Below are 17,860 nucleotides of genomic sequence, written 5' to 3' on the forward strand. Positions count from 1 at the left end.
GACCAGTATAAGTCCGAACTGAAGGCCGTGTGTAATCTATTGGTAAATTAAGTGTAGGAACATTATGCTTATACTTATTGATCCAGAAATTCTGGGTTTCAATATATTCACTGCTATTTGTAAAGTTAATCTGTTGTAAGGTATAATCACTGATTTGTTCTGCAGGTTCTAATTGAGGAAAAGTGTCATGTACATAGGAATTATACATTTTACTTAAGTCTTCCAGAATAATTCCAATTGACCAGCCATCGCCAATAATGTGGTGTATTATGAGCGTAAAGTAATGAACATTTTCTTCAATCTTGTGCAGGTATATTCTAAATAATGGACCTTCATAAAGATCAAAAGGAGTAGCCATTTCCTTTTGGACAAACTCATGAAAATTGTTCAATCTTTTATCTAAGTCAATACCGGTTAAATCATCCGTAATGATTGAAAACGAGAGTTCTTTATATATTATTAAGTTTTCTCCATTTTTACTGACAGTAGATCTTAATGCTTCGTGTCTGGCAATTAAGCTATCGATGGCTTTTTTAAATGCCTCCTGATAAAAAACACCTCTTAACTCAAGAGAAACAGACTCATTATAGGCCAGACTAGCTTCATCACCACCTAAAATACAGGATAGCCATAGTTCTCTTTGCGGTTCATTAGTAATTGTTACTTTTTCAATCTCATTTTCACCGAAAGGATTAAAATCTACAGCAACGTATTCAAAATCTTTATTCATTAGTAACGGCGTTAGAAACGTATCTGTAAATACTGATCTTTATTCTGTTCATCTTTAATGAACCATGCCGGATTTCCTTCAACATCCTTTCCCAGTCTGGCACCTCTTACAGGAGGATTATCGGCATTGATCACGATTTTATCTGTGCTGAATTTTGAATATGTTTTTGAATTGGTCTCAGTAACAGCTCTGTTCAAAAAGAAACCGGCATTAATCATTTCATCCATACTCTCTATAAAGCAATTAATCAATTGTTCAATATCAGCATGCGAGGTTGCTTCTGTTACGAAACATGGGAAACCATCAAGTATATGGATGCCCTTTTGCCTCATTAAGGTAAACATTAATTCGCTATAAGGAATTTCCTCGTGGAATTTAACCTTCCATAAGGATCCATAATTGGCAATAAAGAAAGGCAGCTGTCTTTTTTCTATTTCCTTATTAAGTGTTTTAGCAATATAGTTTCCTTTTTCATTTAGCTCTTGTTGTAATTTTGGTCCCTTTTCTTTCATGTATATTAAAGATGCTTTTGCGGAAGCCAAAGCTAAAGGGTGACGAACAAATGTTCCTGCAAAGTAAGTTACACCTACTTCTGGATATGAACCATCTCCATAATTCCAGGTGCCTCCATCAAGCGCATCCATAAATTCTTTTTTTCCGGCAATCACCCCAATAGGAATACCTGCGCCAACAACCTTGCCGTAAGACGCAAGGTCTGCACGGACATTAAACAAAGCCTGTGCACCGCCAGGATGCATCCTGAAACCCGTGATTACCTCATCAAATATTAAAGCTGATCCGCTGGCAGAGGTGATTTTTCTTACTTCTTTAACAAAATCTATTGGTACAAACTCGGGACGTCTGCTTTGTATCGGCTCAATAAGGACTGCAGCGATCTCATCTGCTCTCTCTTTAATTATAGCCAAAGCTTCTTCTGTTCCGTAATCGAGCACAAGTATATTTTTAACTGCATCGGGCATTATGCCGGCCGCTGCCGGAAATGATTTTAATTTCTTGGTTCCCCTAACCAATACCTCGTCAATAATACCATGATATGATCCTGTAAAGGCGACAATCAACGATCTGCCTGTAACGGTTCTGGCAATTCTAATACAGCCGAGTACTGCTTCAGATCCAGTGCTGCAAAGCGCTGATCTATCAAATCCGGTAAATTCACATACTAATTTACTCACTTCGGCTGCAAGCTCGTGCTGTGGGCCCACCTCATATCCGCTTTCAATTTGATCGTGCATTGCTTTTTTGATAACATCTGGTTGGTAACCAAGTAAGTTGGAACCAAACCCATTCAATACATCAATGTATTCATTACCGTCCAGATCCCACATTTTACTACCACTCGATTTATTTATTACAATAGGGTATATGAGCTCTTTTGTTAAGGGTTTAAAGCCAGAAACAACCCTTGGGTCGGCCATGTAATTCCGGCTTTCCTCCGCATATTTTTTGCTTTTAAATGTTCTCTGATTATAACTTTCAATTAAGTTTTTGAGAAAGCTCAACTGATTTATATTAAGTTCTGTTGATTGCCGATCTATTTTGGGCGTAGCTCCAAACGGTTTTTGAATTTCAGATTTTTCTTGAAGGGTTAGTTCAGATTCTTCTTGTTGTTTAGGCTTTGGTGATTCTATTGCAGTAGGGGGCGCTATAGAATTATTCCCATTCATTAGCAAAACCTGTTTAGATAAGATTTCTAACTGCTGAGCGATAAGTCCCAGTGCGGAATTGTTGTAGTCGTTAGCGTTTCCAAATGAAACAGGTGCAACAACCTGATGATTACTTCCATTACGAACTGGCGTATTGTTTTGTATTGGAGCAGGGGTTTCCTGAACGGTGTTTTTATCTATGTAATCAGTCAACGATTCAATAGTTGGATATTCTTCATTTAATTTCCTAAATGTAACAGGCAAATTAAACTCTCTTTTCAAAGAGATTGCGATTTGAGTAAGTAATAAAGAATCTAATCCTATTTCAACGAAGTTTTGATTGGCGGCAACATTTTGCATTTCAATTCCAGATGCATCTTCTAATACTTGTCTGATTTTTATTGCCAGGTTATTTTTTTTCATTACAAGAGTGTTGTTGTTGTTTGGTTTATAGTTGTTGTCCTCGGGTATTAATTTGTTAATTGCAATTGCATCTACCCAGTGCTTCTTTCTATCAAACTGATAGGTTGGAAGATCTAATAACAATCTTTGCTGACCGTTATAAAAATTATCCCAATTTGGTTGCAGGCCACAATTCCAAAGCTGACCTAATGTGTTTAATAGAATGCAATAATCGTTCTCATTATTTGCCAGGCTCTGCATAGCCCTTACAGAAGTTGATTTTAGTGCAGCAATTTGCCTTACAAGGGTTGTAGTTACCGATCCTGGACCCACCTCCAGAAAAATTGGAGAATTGTAAGTAAGTATTGTATCAATAGCTGTAGAAAATTGTACCGTGTTTCTTAAATGGCTTGCCCAATATTGTGGATTTATTGCCTCTTCATCGGTTAGCAGTGAGCCGGTAGCTGTTGATATAATTGGAGTTTTAGGGGCAGATAGAGCGATTCCAGAAACTACTTTTTGAAAATCATCAACTATTGGATCCATCATAGATGAATGGAAGGCATGGCTGGTAAAGAGTAGTTTGTTAGGGATCTCTTTAATATCAAGTAGTTTGCTGAATTCCAATATTTGATTTTCCGGACCTGCTATTACGCAAAGTTTCGGGCTGTTTACTGCTGCGATAGATAGTCCTTCGCTTAAGAAGCTGGCTATTTGATCTGACTCGCTTCTTACGGATAACATAGATCCTGGAGGAAGTGCATTAACCATTGCCCCCCTAACTGCAATTAGTTTTAACCCATCCTCTAATGAAAAGACTCCCGAAAGGTGTGCTGCAACATACTCGCCAATGCTGTGCCCGCAAAGTAGCGTAGGCGTGATACCCCAATTCATCCACAGCCTGGCAAGTGCGTATTCAATTACAAAAAGTGCTGGTTGTGTGTATCTGGTTTGTTTTAATAGTTGTTCGGCTTCGTCATTAGATGAATTGGTAAATATGATCTCTCTAATGTCACGATCTATATATTGCTTAAGAATTTCGGCACAGCAATCTATAGCTTCTCTAACTACTGGCTCGTCCTTATATAGATCAGCAGCCATATTTAGGTATTGCGCACCTTGGCCTGGAAATGTAAATACAATTTCTTCAGGCACTTCGCGAAGATTATTTGTGGTACCTGTTTTAGGTAGTTCCAAATTGAGTTGGCTGACAATAGATTCAATGTTGTTTACAACTGCAAATCTTCTATAAGAGAAGTCGTTCCTTGTTTTTTGAAGAGTATAAGCAATGTCCGCAAGATTAGTATTCTTATTCTTTTTTACATAATTAGATATTGAGGATGCGTATTGTTCCCTGCTGTTCTCTGATTTGGCCGACCAGGTAATTAAGTCGTACGGCCTGCCGGTTGATGACTCTGATTCCAGATTTTCATATTCTTCAACAATCACATGTACATTTGTACCTCCAACACCAAATGAACTTACGCCCGCAATTCTTTTAGTTTCAGATGTCCAATCACTCAGGCTATTGTTAACATAAAAAGGGCTGTTTAGAAAGTCGATGTTCTTATTTCCCTGTTTGTATCCCAAAGAAGCGGGTATTTTCTTGCGATGTAGAGATAGGCAAGCTTTAATTAAGCCCGTAACGCCGGCGGCCTGCGTAAGGTGACCGAAATTGCTCTTAATTGATCCTATAGCACAAAACTGAGTTTTACTCTGATGACCAAAAGCTTTAACCAATCCATCAAATTCAATTGGGTCGCCAATTGGGGTTCCGGTGCCATGTGTTTCAATATAGCTGATTTCTGAAGCATCAATATCTGCATCTGTTATTGCCTCTTTAATTGCATTTGCCTGGCCTTCAGTGTTGGGAGCTGTAAAACTTCCTTTTTCTGCACCATCGTTGTTTAATCCAATACCCTTAATAACGCCATAAATAACATCACCATCACGTTTGGCGTCTGTTAATCTTTTGAGTAGAACAACACCGGCACCGTCACTAAATACAGTTCCTGTGGCATCATTGTCAAAAGGACGGCAATGGCCATCAGCACTCAACATGCTACCTTCCTGATAAATGTGTCCGCTGTTAATAGGAGAGGTGATGCTGGAGGCCCCAGCGATAGCTGCATCACAATAACCGGAACGAAGGCTTTTTACCGCTTCTGCCACCGCAAGTAACGAGGTTGAACAGGCAGAGTTTACACTAACAGCCTGTCCCTTTAGGTTTAAATGATAAGCCGTTCTCGAAGCAATATAATCTTTTTCGTTTACTGTAAGTACTTGCAGGCTTCCAATGTTTTCTATTAAATCGGGATATTGTAATAAATTGTTTACATAATAAGTATTACTTCCACTACCTGCATAAATGGCGACTTTTTTAGAATAAACAGGGAATAAATGCCCCGTTTTTTCCAATACTTCCCAAGCTATCTCTAAGAATATTCTTTGCTGCGGATCCATCAAATCTGCCAGTTTCGGATTAATTCCAAAAAAGGCAGGATCAAATTTTTCCGCATCTTTAATTATCCCTCTCGCTTTAACATATGCCTTATCATTTTTTAGGCGGTCGGGAATGCTGATGTCTAGTTCTTCATTACTGAAAAATTTGGTGGTTTCTTTACCTTCGATAAGTAGATCCCATAAGTCGTCAATAGTTTCGGCCCCTGGAAATCTACCTGCCATTCCTATTATAGCTATATCATGAGAGGTATCTTTATGCTTACTTTCTTTAACGAAGGTAGTCTGTTCAGGGGCCTTGTTTTCAAGAAAATCGGCCATCCCTGCGGCAGTAGGATATTGGTATAATCTGGTGATAGGTAAATGACAATTGAATTGGTACTTTAACTCTGCTACTGTTTTTTGAGCAAGAAGCGAATTGCCCCCAAGCTCAAAAAAATTATCGTCAATTCCGATTTTATCATATTGAAATATATCGATGAATAGACCAATAATGTCTTTCTCAAGCTTTGTTTTTGGGCTTTTATAAAGCGTGTTTAGTTCAGGCCTTTTAAGATCTGGTTTTGGTAGTGCTTTCCTGTCTACTTTTCCACTTGTAGTTTTAGGAAGCTCTTCGAGCCAAACAAAGCCGGATGGGATCATATAATCCGGCAGGAGGTTACTTATATGGTGTCTAACCTTATTGCTGTCTCCTGTGGCCTTATTTCCTGTCAAATAGGCTATCAGCGCTTTTCTGCCGGGGTAGTCTTCTCTTAATATCACCACGGCCTGGTTAACGCTTTCTTCTTTCATCAGGGCAACTTCAATTTCGCCTAGTTCAACCCTGTTGCCTCTGATCTTAATTTGCCCATCTTTCCGGCCCTTAAACTCTATTTCTCCATTGTCTAAAAGCCTACCGAGATCTCCGGTTCTATAGACTTTAATTTGTCCAAGTGTTGAATGGTTAAGTTCAATGAATTTCTCATTTGTTAGGTCTGGCTGATGAAAATATCCATTTGACAGGCAGGGACCTGAAATGCATATTTCACCAATTTCTCCATTTTCAAGAAAGGTTAATTTTTCATCAATAAAATAAATAGATGACTGTGCTATTGTTTCCCCAATTGTGGGTATTGATGCCCAATTATTGGGGTTACCTTTAAGTTTTAATTCGGTTACCCATATGGTTGTTTCGGTTGGGCCGTACACATTTACCAAACATGAATTGGAAATAGAAGAAAAGAATTCATTTATATTAGGGGTGATTTTAAGTAGTTCGCCACCAGTTATTAACTCCTTTAAATTAGCTGGAAATCGCTGTTCTTTGACAGCAGCTTCTGTTAAATATTGAAGCGTAACATAAGGTAAAAAGGCTTTATTTATCTTGTTTGCGATGATAAAATCTAAAAGTTTTGTGCCATCAAGTCTATAATCGTCATTAATAAGGTAAAGAGTAGCACCTGTTGTTAACGGCACAAAGATTTCTTGAAATGAAGCGTCAAAACTGAGATGGCAAAACTGTAACGCATTGATGCCTTTGCCATTAAGCGCATGATCATTTTGCCATTGTAAAAAATTAATCAGGCTTTTATGACTGATACATACTCCCTTTGGTTTTCCGGTAGAGCCTGATGTATAAAGAATGCATCCATTTTCAGATTGTTGGAAATTGTCATTGTTAACCGTATCAAGGTATGATTTATCTGAAGCTATAGGATAAAGCCCAAGGTCAGTAAAGACATTGAATTCGTTTAACAACGAAATACATGTACTTACTCCAGAATCTTCTTTAATCTGTAATAACCTGTTTTCTGGGTAGCTAGAATCTAATGGCAAATAGGTTTTTCCTGCTTTTAGGATTGCTAATAATCCAATAATCATTTCTATAGAGCGGGTTGCACTTAATCCTATAATTTCCTGATCAAAAGCTTGATTTAAAATAACGTTTGCTAAATTCTCAGCTCTGTTATTTAATTCACGGTAGGTAATGGACTTTTCGCCAAAAACCACGGCAATAATCTCTGGAAAATCCAGAGCTGCAATATTAAATAACTGATGAACCGTTAACTTGTTTTGGGTAATTAATATTTGGTCTGTAAACATTTGAGAGGATTGAATAAATTAACCTGACATATGCTTACTTGCAAAAGTTATTCCTTTTTATTAACTTTCATTTCATTTGGGTTCATTGTATGTTTTAATAGGGAGATTATTGAAGAAGAATCAGAACTAAATTGTTCGGTTCAGCTTGCTTAGCTCTTTCTCTGATACGCGGATATCAGATGCCCATGAGACCCCTTTCGTTGGGGTACGGATCTGCATCATACCTGTAATACACCTATGTAACCCCTGTGTAACACCTGGTGTTGCCTAACCTGAACCGAACCATTTCCAAACCCGGACACAAGGTGAGATGACAATGAAATAATGTCGCAAAAAAAAGACCCTTATTGAAACAATAAGAATCCTTTTGGAGATTTTAGCTTTAAAGGCTAAATTATTTTTTCTCTGGCGGAGTGGATACAATTTCTCCCCACTCGTTAACATAGGCCATCATGCTTTCAAGATCACCACCAGAGGAATTCTGTTGACGTTCAAGTTTACGCTGCTCTTTATCTTCTTTTTTCTTTTGTCTGTTTTTTTCTAGTTGCTTCTTCATGAAGGTAGCCTGAGATTTAGCCATAAATTCAATGTATTAGTTAAAAAATAACTCTCCTCTGGTTTTACCTGTTTGCCAAACATGTAAACTTATTGCTGTTTACTGTTAATATGGCTTAATATAATTAATTCTCGGGCGACAACGGACCAGTAGCCAGGAGGAATTGAAACCCAATCAAAAGGTTTGATTGGCAAGTAAATATTAAGAGAATAGTATAATGATATCCCGTTTGTGCAAATATACTAAATTTCTGGTTAAGAATCAATATTTGAAACAACTAGATGCTTAACGGGAAGTTAAACCATAACTATATTTTTTATAAACCAACCCTAATGGCATAGGTTACTTTAACGCGTGCCTTTAATTCCTTAGTAGTAGCCGTTCTTAATTTAGCTGAAAGATTATAGGTGAATGAAGAGGAGGTAAGGAAGGTTCTGACATCTGAACTTCCGGATGTTATTGGAATGCTAAGTTTAGTGGCTCGAGTATTTGGAGGGTTTACTGTAGCAATTGATTGGTCTGCTTGTCCGGATGCTTGCAGTTTGACAATTATGTTTTCTATGTTTTGAATGTTATTTAAACTATCTGCATCCAAAAGTTCTAAGTTGAATTCTTTGATGCGTATGTTTTTTACATTACCTAATCCGAATTTTGATGATTCTTTATTGATCAAAGAATCGAGATTAAAGTTTTTCACATTGAGGTTTCCAAGGATTGTTCCGGATTCGGTACTTGTGATCTTTGGTATCGTAAAAGATATGCCCTCGGCAGGGGTAATGAAAAGATCACGTTCGATGGATTCTTTAATGTTATTGCAAGATAGAAGTACCGTTGCAATTATTAGAGCGGATGCCAGCAAAGTATTAATTTTAGTTCTCATATACTTTAATTTGATTTTTCATCTTCACAAAGGTTCACATTATTCTCCATACCACCAATTAATTGTTTGGAGAGCGGCGAGTCTCAAAAGCTATTTTTTTGCTAAACTTCTCATATATTTGGCGATTTTTAACCACAGAATATTATATTGTGTGTTTATTTAAGTATCTGTAAAACAGAATTATTACGTGTATTTTGTTTAAGTTTTTGGTTATTTAAGCAGATGTTTGAGGTGGTTTGAGGGTGATAAAATGCAGAATAATATTCTGTTTGTTTGTCAATTTATCTGTAATACAGTTAGTTATGTTGGCTTTGGTGTACTAGTACTGCTGTCTATTGTACGCAGCCGAAAAATCACTTCTCATACTCTTAAATCGTTCAACTACAGTGGCAATAAAGGCTTCATCCAAGATTTGAAAGATCTCGTTTGCCCCTCCTCCACTGAGGTCGAGTTCTGACAATTTATAACTTTGTTCGAGGGTTCCCTGCTCGAATTTGATGATGTATTTTTGGTTCATGTTAAATAAGGTGATCTTGCATTCTGGATGTGGAAGTTCTGCTATTACTCTCATGCTTTCTGTAATTTATTAAGTAAGAAATTTGATTTTGTATTGGAAGAAAAAGCCGCCTTTCATTTTATCGGGCGACTTTTTATGATGGTTATTTTACGAGTCTGTAGATTAAAGTTTAACGCCCATTTCTTTTATAAGAAAATCGGCTTTGTCAATTTTTGAAGCAACCCATAGTACATAACGGATGTCTACGCCAATTGATCTGCTGTAGCTATCATTCCATGCATAATCGTTTATTGTTGCTCCGAATGCACGGTCAAAATTTACGCCTACCAGCTCGCCATAGGCATTCATGATAGGAGAGCCTGAGTTTCCGCCAGTAGTGTCCATGTTGTAAAGAAAGGAAACTGGGACGTCGTTAAGGTCTTTCTTTGCATATGGACCAAAATCTTTGGCGTTCCAAAGTGTTTTGATTTGCTCTGGGTAAGCAAATTCAGGATTCCCTGTAGCACCTTTTTCAAGTATTCCTTTTATTGTGGTATATGGCCTCATGTATGAGGCATCGGCCGGCCAATAGCCTTTAACATAGCCGTAGGTTAACCTGAGAGTGCTGTTCGCATCAGGAATGAAGTCTTTGTTTAAGAACTTCTCTTTGATGTTTACATAGTCGCCCATAAGCTTATTTAATAGTCCATCTCTGCGGTCTTTTTCAGGTTTTAACTCATTGATTTGTTTTGCGATATCATCTTCAAAGAGAAGTAGTCCATCATTATATGTAGAAATAGATTTTGGAGATTGAAGTAATACGTTTAAAACATAATTGACTTCTTTTAGCTTGCTTACTTCAAAAAGACTTTCTACATATTGATCAATAACATCATTGCTATTTGCACCTTTACTAGTGATTTTGTTAACGGCAGTTACCTTTTGGATTGGGCTGAACCGAGAAGCGTCTTCAAGCATTCTTTTGAATATCTTTCTATCTGCGTCTATGTCATATGATTCGTAGGTGCTTGATAATGTTTGCTTAAGTTTTTGGATGTTTTGATCAAAAAACTCTTGCTTTTGAGCTGCGGGCTGAGCTTTAAGAGCGTTTTTGAACGCGTTTATGTTTTTAGCAACCGTTAAAAGGTTTGTTGAAGTATAAATCTGTGTAAGCCAAAGATCACGCTGGGCATCAGTATTGATAAGTTTATACAGATTGTCTATGTCGGACATCAGGTTTCCGTATTTTGCTTTAGCATTAACATTGTTGTTGATGAACTGGATAAGGGCTTCTTCTTCCTTTTTCTTTTTTGAAATTAGATCTATCCCTTTTAGTCCCTGTAGTTTGCCTCTATAGTTCTTTAAAACATTAGCGTTTCTTTTTATGCGTGTTGCCAGTTTAATTTCAGTAGTCTTGTCCTTTTTGCCAATAGTTTCCATTGTTGAATTTTGGAAATCATATAGGTTGGATACATAAGGGAGTAGAAATTTTTCCTGATACTCTATAAATGCAGCCGGACGATGGCGGAATGTTTTTCCAGGATATCCTAAGATGAAAACAAAATCCTCCTCGTTAGTGCCTTTGGGGTTTACTTTTAAGAATTTTTTAGGTGTGTAAGGTACATTGTCTTTAGAGAATTTGGCGGGAGAGCCATCAGGTGCTACGTAAGCACGCATAAAAGAGAAATCTCCGGTATGACGAGGCCATACCCAATTGTCCGTTTCGCCTCCAAATTCGCCGATTTGTCTGTTAGGTACATATACAAGTCTGACATCCTGAATGGTTTTGTAGCGGAATAGTACATAGGTTTTTCCGATAAACATTTCGGATACCTCTGCTTTAATACTTGGGTCTTTCTTTTCTGCTTCGATAACGATGTTTTTCATTACATCATCGATTATTTTTAATCGGGAGGCAGGATCTTCTATCTGTGCTACAGCTCCTAAAACGCGATCAGATACATCTTCATAACTGTCAGTTATGCGGCATGTTAGTCCTTTTGCTTCAATTTCCTGTTCATGTGTTTTGGCAACAAATCCGTTTGTCAGGTAATCATGTTCTGCGGTGCTGGCGAGTTGTACCGCGCTGAAGGCGCAGTGGTGGTTGGTGATGATTAAGCCTTCATTTGAAACGAAAGATCCAGTGCAGCCACCAACATTTACAAGTGCATCAACCAGGCTGGTGCCTTTTGGGTTATATATGTTGTTTTGGTCAATTTTTAAACCAGCCTTTTTTAAGTCAAGTTTATGGATTTCACTTAATGGGAACATTCCTTCTTCCCATGGCTTATAACCCGATTGGATTATTCCGAGCGTAAGGAGTGAAGTGATAATTAAGGTTTTCTTATTCATCTTTATGATTAATATGATAGTTAAAATCGCAAATTTAGGGATTTTAATTATGCTTTTACCCATAGATGGCAGTATTGACTGCGTGGTTTTGTATTTTTGCAATTCATTTACATAGATTAAAATGGCAGAGGATTTACACATAATAACCGATATAAGTAAGGAGGAGCAATACCGCTCTTTGATTCCGCAAATCAAGGCTTTGATAAGTGGAGAAGACGATCAGATTGCTAACCTGGCTAATATTTCGGCAGCTTTAAAAGAACAGTTTAAGTGGTTTTGGGTTGGTTTTTATCTGGTAAAAGGTGACGAGTTGGTGCTTGGGCCTTTTCAGGGCCCTGTAGCTTGTACCAGAATAAAAAAAGGTAAAGGTGTTTGTGGTGCTTCATGGGAACAGGCAGAGACTTTGGTAGTGCCGGATGTGGATGCGTTTCCTGGTCATATTGCTTGTGCTTCTGCGTCAAGATCAGAAATTGTTTTGCCCGTTTTTAGCAATAATGAAATTATAGGAGTGTTAGATGTAGATAGTGAATATCTTTCTCATTTTGATGATATTGATGCTAAGTATCTAAAGGAAATAGTTAATTTAATAGATGCCTAAATTAGCCTATTCTTTTTATCAAAATACCGACGTAAATGATCTTGCTGTACAGTTGCTTGGTAAGATGTTGTTTACCCGAATTGATGGCGAATTGACTGCTGGAGTTATAGTTGAAACAGAAGCTTATAAAGGAATAGATGATAAAGCGTCTCATGCGTATGGAGGGCGCTTTACAAACCGCACTCAGGTTATTTATGAAGAGGGTGGCTTGTCCTATGTTTATCTCTGTTATGGCATTCATCATCTTTTTAATGTTGTTACCGCACCAAAAGGGACGCCACATGCTGTTTTAATTAGAGGGATTGAACCTGTAAAGGGAATAGATATAATGCTTAGGAGGAGGAATATGGTAATATTAAAGCCTAATATTACTGCAGGTCCGGGAGCACTTTCAAAAGCGATGGGGATAGATAAAGGCTTAAATGCAAAAGATCTATTGGGAGATGAGATATGGATTGAAGATAAAGGAATTGTTTTTCCTGGTGATCAGATCGTTTCATCAGCAAGAGTTGGTGTTGATTATGCCGAAGATCATGCTTTGCTTCCCTGGAGATATTACATCAGGGGGAATAAATTTGTGAGCAAACCCAACAAATAAAACTGATTTTTATAGTAGGTAAAACCATTATTGTTGATAACAAATGATGCAGGTGATTTATTTATCTGCCTTTTTTATTGATATTTGAATCGATGAATTTTGAGAACAATTTGGCCTTTGCTCAAAGCCTAGATCAGGCAGATCCGCTTAGTAGTTTTAGGCATGATTTCTTATTTCCGCAACAAAATGGAAAACCATTTATTTATCTGTGTGGTAATTCTTTAGGATTGCAACCTAAAGCTGTACGTAAGGTAGTTGATGAGCAGTTAAACAACTGGCATAATCTGGCTGTAGAGGGTTGGTTTGAAGGTGATAATCCGTGGATGTTCTATCATAAAGAGCTGAAAAAACTGATGGCACCATTGGTTGGAGCAAGCGCTAAAGAGGTTTGTCCGATGAATACCTTAACGGTTAATTTGCACTTATTGATGGTAAGTTTTTATAAACCCGTTAAAGGTAGATTCAAGATCATCATGGAGGCAGGTGCCTTTCCGTCAGACCAATATGCAGTTGAAAGCCAGGTTCGATTTCACGGGTATGATCCTAAAGAAGCGATTATTGAGGTGGCCCCAAGAGTAGGTGAATATACATTAAGAACAGAAGATATTTTAACACAGATTAACGAACATGGCGATGAAGTAGCATTAGTTTTATTTGGAGGGGTAAATTACTTTACCGGGCAATGGTTCGATATGGAAGCCATAACCAAGGCAGGGCATGCTAAAGGGGCTATTGTAGGCTTTGATCTGGCACATGCTGCAGGTAATGTTCCATTAAAATTACACGATTGGGATATCGACTTTGCCTGTTGGTGTTCTTATAAATATCAGAACTCAGGACCAGGTGGAATAAGTGGCATTTTTGTTCATGAAAAGCATTTTACAGATACCACACTGAATCGCTTTGCAGGATGGTGGGGATATCAGGAAGCGCAGCGATTTAAAATGGAAAAGGGCTTTTTGCCAGAAGCAAGTGCAGATGGGTGGCAGGTGAGCTGCACTCAGGTAATGCCTATGACATTGTATTTTGCCTCATTGCAAATTTTCGAAAAAGCAGGGTTTATTGAGCCATTAAGAGTTAAAAGTAAAACTTTAACTTCTTATTTGTTTTATATTATAGATCAGGTTAATATGGTATTGGGGTTTGAGCAATTTGAAATTATAACCCCTCTAAGTGAAAACGATCGTGGCGCTCAGGTATCTATTATTGCAAAACAGAATGGAAAAGAGATTTTTGAGAAATTAACAGCAAATAATGTTCTGGGCGATTGGAGGGAACCTAATGTAATCAGACTGAGTCCGGTTCCTTTATATAATTCATTTGAAGATGTATTTCGTACGGGCGAACTTTTACTTCAGATTGCTAAAGGTATTATTTAGTACTATTTAAGAGATTTAATATGATAAACTATAATCCAAAAGACTGGTTCACTTTTATCTTTCATGTCCATAAGGCGGATACAATTCGGAAATTGTGGCCACTAATGATTAGCGTAGCCATTTTTTCGGCTATAATCGCCTTTTTAGAACTTAACTATCTGAAACTGGCAGAAACTACCTATGTTAAAAATATAGGAATGATGCACAACCTGCTGGGTTTTGTAATCTCTATGTTATTGGTATTTAGAACCAATACTTCTTACGACAGGTGGTGGGAAGGTAGGAGGCTTCTGGGCGCACTAACCAATGTGAGTCGTAATTTTGCAATAAAGATTAAGTCGTTAAAACTAAAAGAAGAACATGTAGAGTTTTTTGAATATGGAATTCCGAAGTATGCCTTTGCTTTAAAAGAGCATTTGAGGGAAAAACAGTATTTCGGAAAAAACAGTTTCCTTATTGAGGTTGATGGTGGGAAGCACATTCCTAATCAGGTAGCGGCCAGTATTTCATCTAAAGTTTTTGAGTTGCAGGCAGCAGGAACTATCAGTCAGGAGCAGTTAATTATACTTAATGCAGATGTTCAGCAGTTTACTGATATATGTGGTGGCTGTGAGCGAATTAAGAATACACCTATTCCGTATTCTTATAGTGCTTTCATTAAGAAATTCATTTTCATATATGTAATTACTTTGCCATTTGGATGGGTGTTTAGCTTAGGTTACTTTGTGGTTCCTATTGTGCCATTTATACTGTATGTACTGGCCAGTTTGGAGCTCATTGCAGAAGAGATTGAGAACCCTTTTGGATCTGATGCAAATGATTTGCCTGTTGACGAGATTTGTAATAACATTGAAAAGCATGTAGAGCAAATATTGCGATAAGATGGTTAAAATTGCCTGGCATCCTTTATTTGCACATCCTTTACCAGAGGGGCATCGTTTCCCAATGCTTAAGTATGAGTTGATCCCCGAGCAGTTATTACACCAGGGATTTATAACTAGTAAGAACCTTTTTGCTCCTGATAAAGTAAGTGAAGAGGTGATTTTGCTGACGCATAAGGAAGAGTATTGGGAGAAGCTAAGGGATTTAACGCTTCCTGCAAAGGAACAGCGAAGGATTGGGTTTCCTTTAACAGCACAGTTGGTAGAGCGCGAGGTGAGAATTGCCCAGGGAACGATAGATGGTGCCATTTATGCAAAGCAGTTTGGTACAGCTTTTAATGTTGCAGGTGGTACACATCATGCCGGGAGCAATTGGGGCGAGGGGTTTTGTTTGTTGAACGACCAGGCTATCGCGGCCAATTATTTGCTGAATAATGGCTTAGCTAATCGGATCTTAATTGTAGATTTAGATGTTCACCAGGGAAATGGTACAGCAGAGATCTTTTATGGTGAGCCGCGTGTATTTACATTTTCTATGCATGGCGACAAAAATTTCCCATTTAGAAAAGAGCAATCTGATTTAGATATAGCATTGGAGGATGGAATTGAAGACGAATTGTATTTAAGTAAATTAAAATCACGTTTGCCCGCGCTGCTAAAACATAAACCTGATTTTGTATTTTACTTATCAGGAGTAGATGTACTTAGAAGCGATAAGTTAGGTAAGCTGGCTTTATCAAAAGCGGCTTGTATGGAAAGAGACAGGATGGTATTGCAGTTTTGTAAAGACAATAATTTACCCGTTCAGGTGATTGTTATTGCAGAAAAGCCTTCAGTGGCTCGTGAGTTGGCTAAAGTCTTCGGCGCTACTACAAAAAAAGACGGCTATATAGAGGGTAAGGGATATTCTTTTACCTGGGCATTTGGGCATTTGCTTCAATTGGCTCCTCCTCAAGAGTATGGTTTTATTGGATGGAGGAGGCAACATTTACCAATGCTGCCTAAAAAATTTAAGCTTGGTATTAGAAAAATAAAAACCAAGGATGGGTTGGTGGAAGATCCGGGCGTTAGGAAACAGCTGGACATCATTAAGAAATTGTTTGATGAAGCTACCGAGATCATTGTGGCAACGGATGCCGGGCGGGAAGGTGAGCTTATTTTCCGTTATATCTACTATTTTTTGAAATGTAAAAAACCCTTCAAAAGGCTGTGGATCTCGTCGCAAACTGACGAAGCGATTAAGGAAGGTTTTAGAAATCTAAAGCCGGGAACAGATTATGATACACTTTTTAATTCGGCACATTGCAGATCTGAATCAGATTGGCTGGTAGGAATGAATGCAACCCAGGCACTTAGTATATCGGCAGGAGCGCGGTCGGTGCTCTCATTGGGAAGGGTTCAAACACCTACTTTAGCAATGATCTGCTCCCGCTTTCTGGAAATTAAGCATTTTGTGCCGCAACTATATTATCAGCTTGCCATACAGTTAGACAAGGATGGTCAGCTGTTTAAAGCAATTTCCGTAAATAACTTTGATAAGAAGGAGGAAGCAGAAGAATTGTTCGCAAAAATTGAGGACGTTGCATCTGGTTTTCCAAATGGGGGTAAGATCTTAACTGTAGAAGCAAAACCAAGAAAAGAACCACCTCCCTTATTACATGATTTAAGTAGCTTACAGCAAGAAGCCAACAAACGCAAAGGGTTTACAGCAGATCAGACGCTGAACTTGTTGCAGGGCTTATATGAAAGTAAATTGGTTACATATCCCCGTACAGGGAGCAGGTATATCGGTGATGATGTTTTTGCTGGTGTTCCTAACCTGATAGATAAGCTGAAGGTGCATAAGGATTTTGGGAAACAGGCCGATTTTCTACAAACGGCACCTTTGAATAAGAGAAGTGTAAATGCAAAGAAGGTAACGGATCACCATGCTATTTTGCCTACAGGAGAATCTCCTTATCAATTGAGTGGCGATAAACAGGCCATTTATGATATGGTAGTTGGCCGGATGCTTGAAGCGTTCCACCAGGAATGCGTAAAAGAAATTACAAAGATAACAATTGAAGCCGGATCAGTTTTTATGGCAAATGGAACAGTAATTCGTTCTGCTGGCTGGAGATCGGTATTTAATGAATCGGATGACGAAAAGAAGGATGAAGAAAATCCATCATTACCGAAAGTAAAGGCAGGCGAAGAGCTTCCCATTGTAAATAAGGCTTTACTTGAGAAGCAAACAAAGCCTAAACCGCTGTATAATGAAGCGTCCTTATTAAAAGCCCTTGAAACCTCAGGAAAAGATATAGAGGATGAAGAATTGAGGTATGCAATGAAAGACAGCGGATTGGGAACTCCCGCTACCAGGGCTGCTATTATTGAAACCTTGATTAACCGTGAATATATTGTTAGGGAAAAAAGAAACCTTGTTCCTACAACTAAAGGCTTAGCGGTTTATGATGTGGTAAAAGATCAGAAAATTGCACAAGCAGAATTAACCGGACAGTGGGAAAAGAGATTGGAGGAAATCCGCTCAGGCGCGTCGGTAGCTGATTTTAAAGCTGAAATTACTGATTATACCAGGACTATTACGAACGAGTTGTTACAATCGGGAATGGGACTGGCAGAAAAGTTCGCAAAAGACGAGAAGCCGGAAGAGAAAGTAAGTTAAGAGATCAGAATTTTTTGTAAGTATATTCGCTTACATTAACCATATGAAAAGAAGATTATGTATTCCATACTGATTTTTATTGCTGTGTTTGTGCTGTTTACAGTTTGGGTGCTTAAC

At 38.1% G+C, this 17,860-nt stretch carries 11 protein-coding genes and 1 pseudogene; 6 read left to right on the forward strand and 6 right to left on the reverse strand.

What is annotated here, in order from left to right; translation table 11 throughout:
- From AC1DDX_RS09020 to AC1DDX_RS09045, 6 genes are all read right to left on the reverse strand, one after another.
- The coding region (locus AC1DDX_RS09020) for a condensation domain-containing protein (RefSeq protein ID WP_477621972.1) at positions 1 to 730 on the reverse strand (730 nt) is incomplete at its 3' end.
- Positions 731 to 741: 11 nt separating this feature from the next.
- Entirely contained in the window at positions 742 to 7,338 is a 6,597-nt protein-coding gene (locus AC1DDX_RS09025) for an amino acid adenylation domain-containing protein (protein ID WP_337714830.1), read from the reverse strand.
- 394 nt (positions 7,339 to 7,732) lie between these two features.
- Positions 7,733 to 7,894: a hypothetical protein gene (locus AC1DDX_RS09030; protein WP_232325457.1), complete on the reverse strand. Its 162-nt coding sequence runs from the start codon at positions 7,892 to 7,894 to the stop codon at positions 7,733 to 7,735.
- Between the two features lie 316 nt (positions 7,895 to 8,210).
- The gene (locus AC1DDX_RS09035; RefSeq protein ID WP_172663204.1) at positions 8,211 to 8,774 is read right to left on the reverse strand and encodes a hypothetical protein; all 564 of its coding nucleotides are present in this window, start codon (positions 8,772 to 8,774) and stop codon (positions 8,211 to 8,213) included.
- 319 nt (positions 8,775 to 9,093) lie between these two features.
- Positions 9,094 to 9,345 carry a hypothetical protein gene (locus tag AC1DDX_RS09040; protein ID WP_288883310.1) on the reverse strand — a complete coding sequence of 84 codons (252 nt, stop codon included), beginning with the start codon at positions 9,343 to 9,345 and terminating at the stop codon, positions 9,094 to 9,096.
- 108 nt (positions 9,346 to 9,453) lie between these two features.
- On the reverse strand, positions 9,454 to 11,622 hold the full coding sequence (locus AC1DDX_RS09045; protein WP_172663202.1) for a S46 family peptidase: 2,169 nt from the start codon (positions 11,620 to 11,622) through the stop codon (positions 9,454 to 9,456).
- 121 nt (positions 11,623 to 11,743) lie between these two features.
- On the opposite strand from AC1DDX_RS09045, the gene AC1DDX_RS09050 reads away from it, so the two are divergent.
- The 6 genes and pseudogenes from AC1DDX_RS09050 to topB all read left to right on the forward strand — a co-directional run bounded on the left by AC1DDX_RS09050 (position 11,744) and on the right by topB (position 17,743).
- The gene (locus AC1DDX_RS09050; protein ID WP_172663201.1) at positions 11,744 to 12,220 is read left to right on the forward strand and encodes a GAF domain-containing protein; all 477 of its coding nucleotides are present in this window, start codon (positions 11,744 to 11,746) and stop codon (positions 12,218 to 12,220) included.
- Positions 12,213 to 12,818, forward strand: a complete 606-nt coding sequence (locus AC1DDX_RS09055; RefSeq protein ID WP_172663200.1) for a DNA-3-methyladenine glycosylase — start codon at positions 12,213 to 12,215, stop codon at positions 12,816 to 12,818. Before AC1DDX_RS09050 ends, AC1DDX_RS09055 begins: the two co-directional genes overlap by 8 nt.
- Before the next feature lie 92 nt (positions 12,819 to 12,910).
- Entirely contained in the window at positions 12,911 to 14,197 is a 1,287-nt protein-coding gene (gene kynU / locus AC1DDX_RS09060) for a kynureninase (protein WP_337714828.1), read from the forward strand.
- Positions 14,198 to 14,217: 20 nt separating this feature from the next.
- Positions 14,218 to 15,078, forward strand: a complete 861-nt coding sequence (locus AC1DDX_RS09065) for a bestrophin family protein (RefSeq protein ID WP_172663198.1) — start codon at positions 14,218 to 14,220, stop codon at positions 15,076 to 15,078.
- Between the two features lie 64 nt (positions 15,079 to 15,142).
- Positions 15,143 to 15,871: pseudogene (locus AC1DDX_RS09070) on the forward strand (histone deacetylase family protein); the annotation flags it as partial.
- Complete coding sequence (gene topB, locus AC1DDX_RS09075) at positions 15,845 to 17,743, forward strand: DNA topoisomerase III (protein WP_477621973.1); 1,899 nt, start codon at positions 15,845 to 15,847, stop codon at positions 17,741 to 17,743. The pseudogene AC1DDX_RS09070 and the gene topB, both read left to right, overlap by 27 nt.
- Positions 17,744 to 17,860 lie beyond the last annotated feature (117 nt).

Source organism: Pedobacter sp. 10L46_2, from assembly GCF_056395165.1.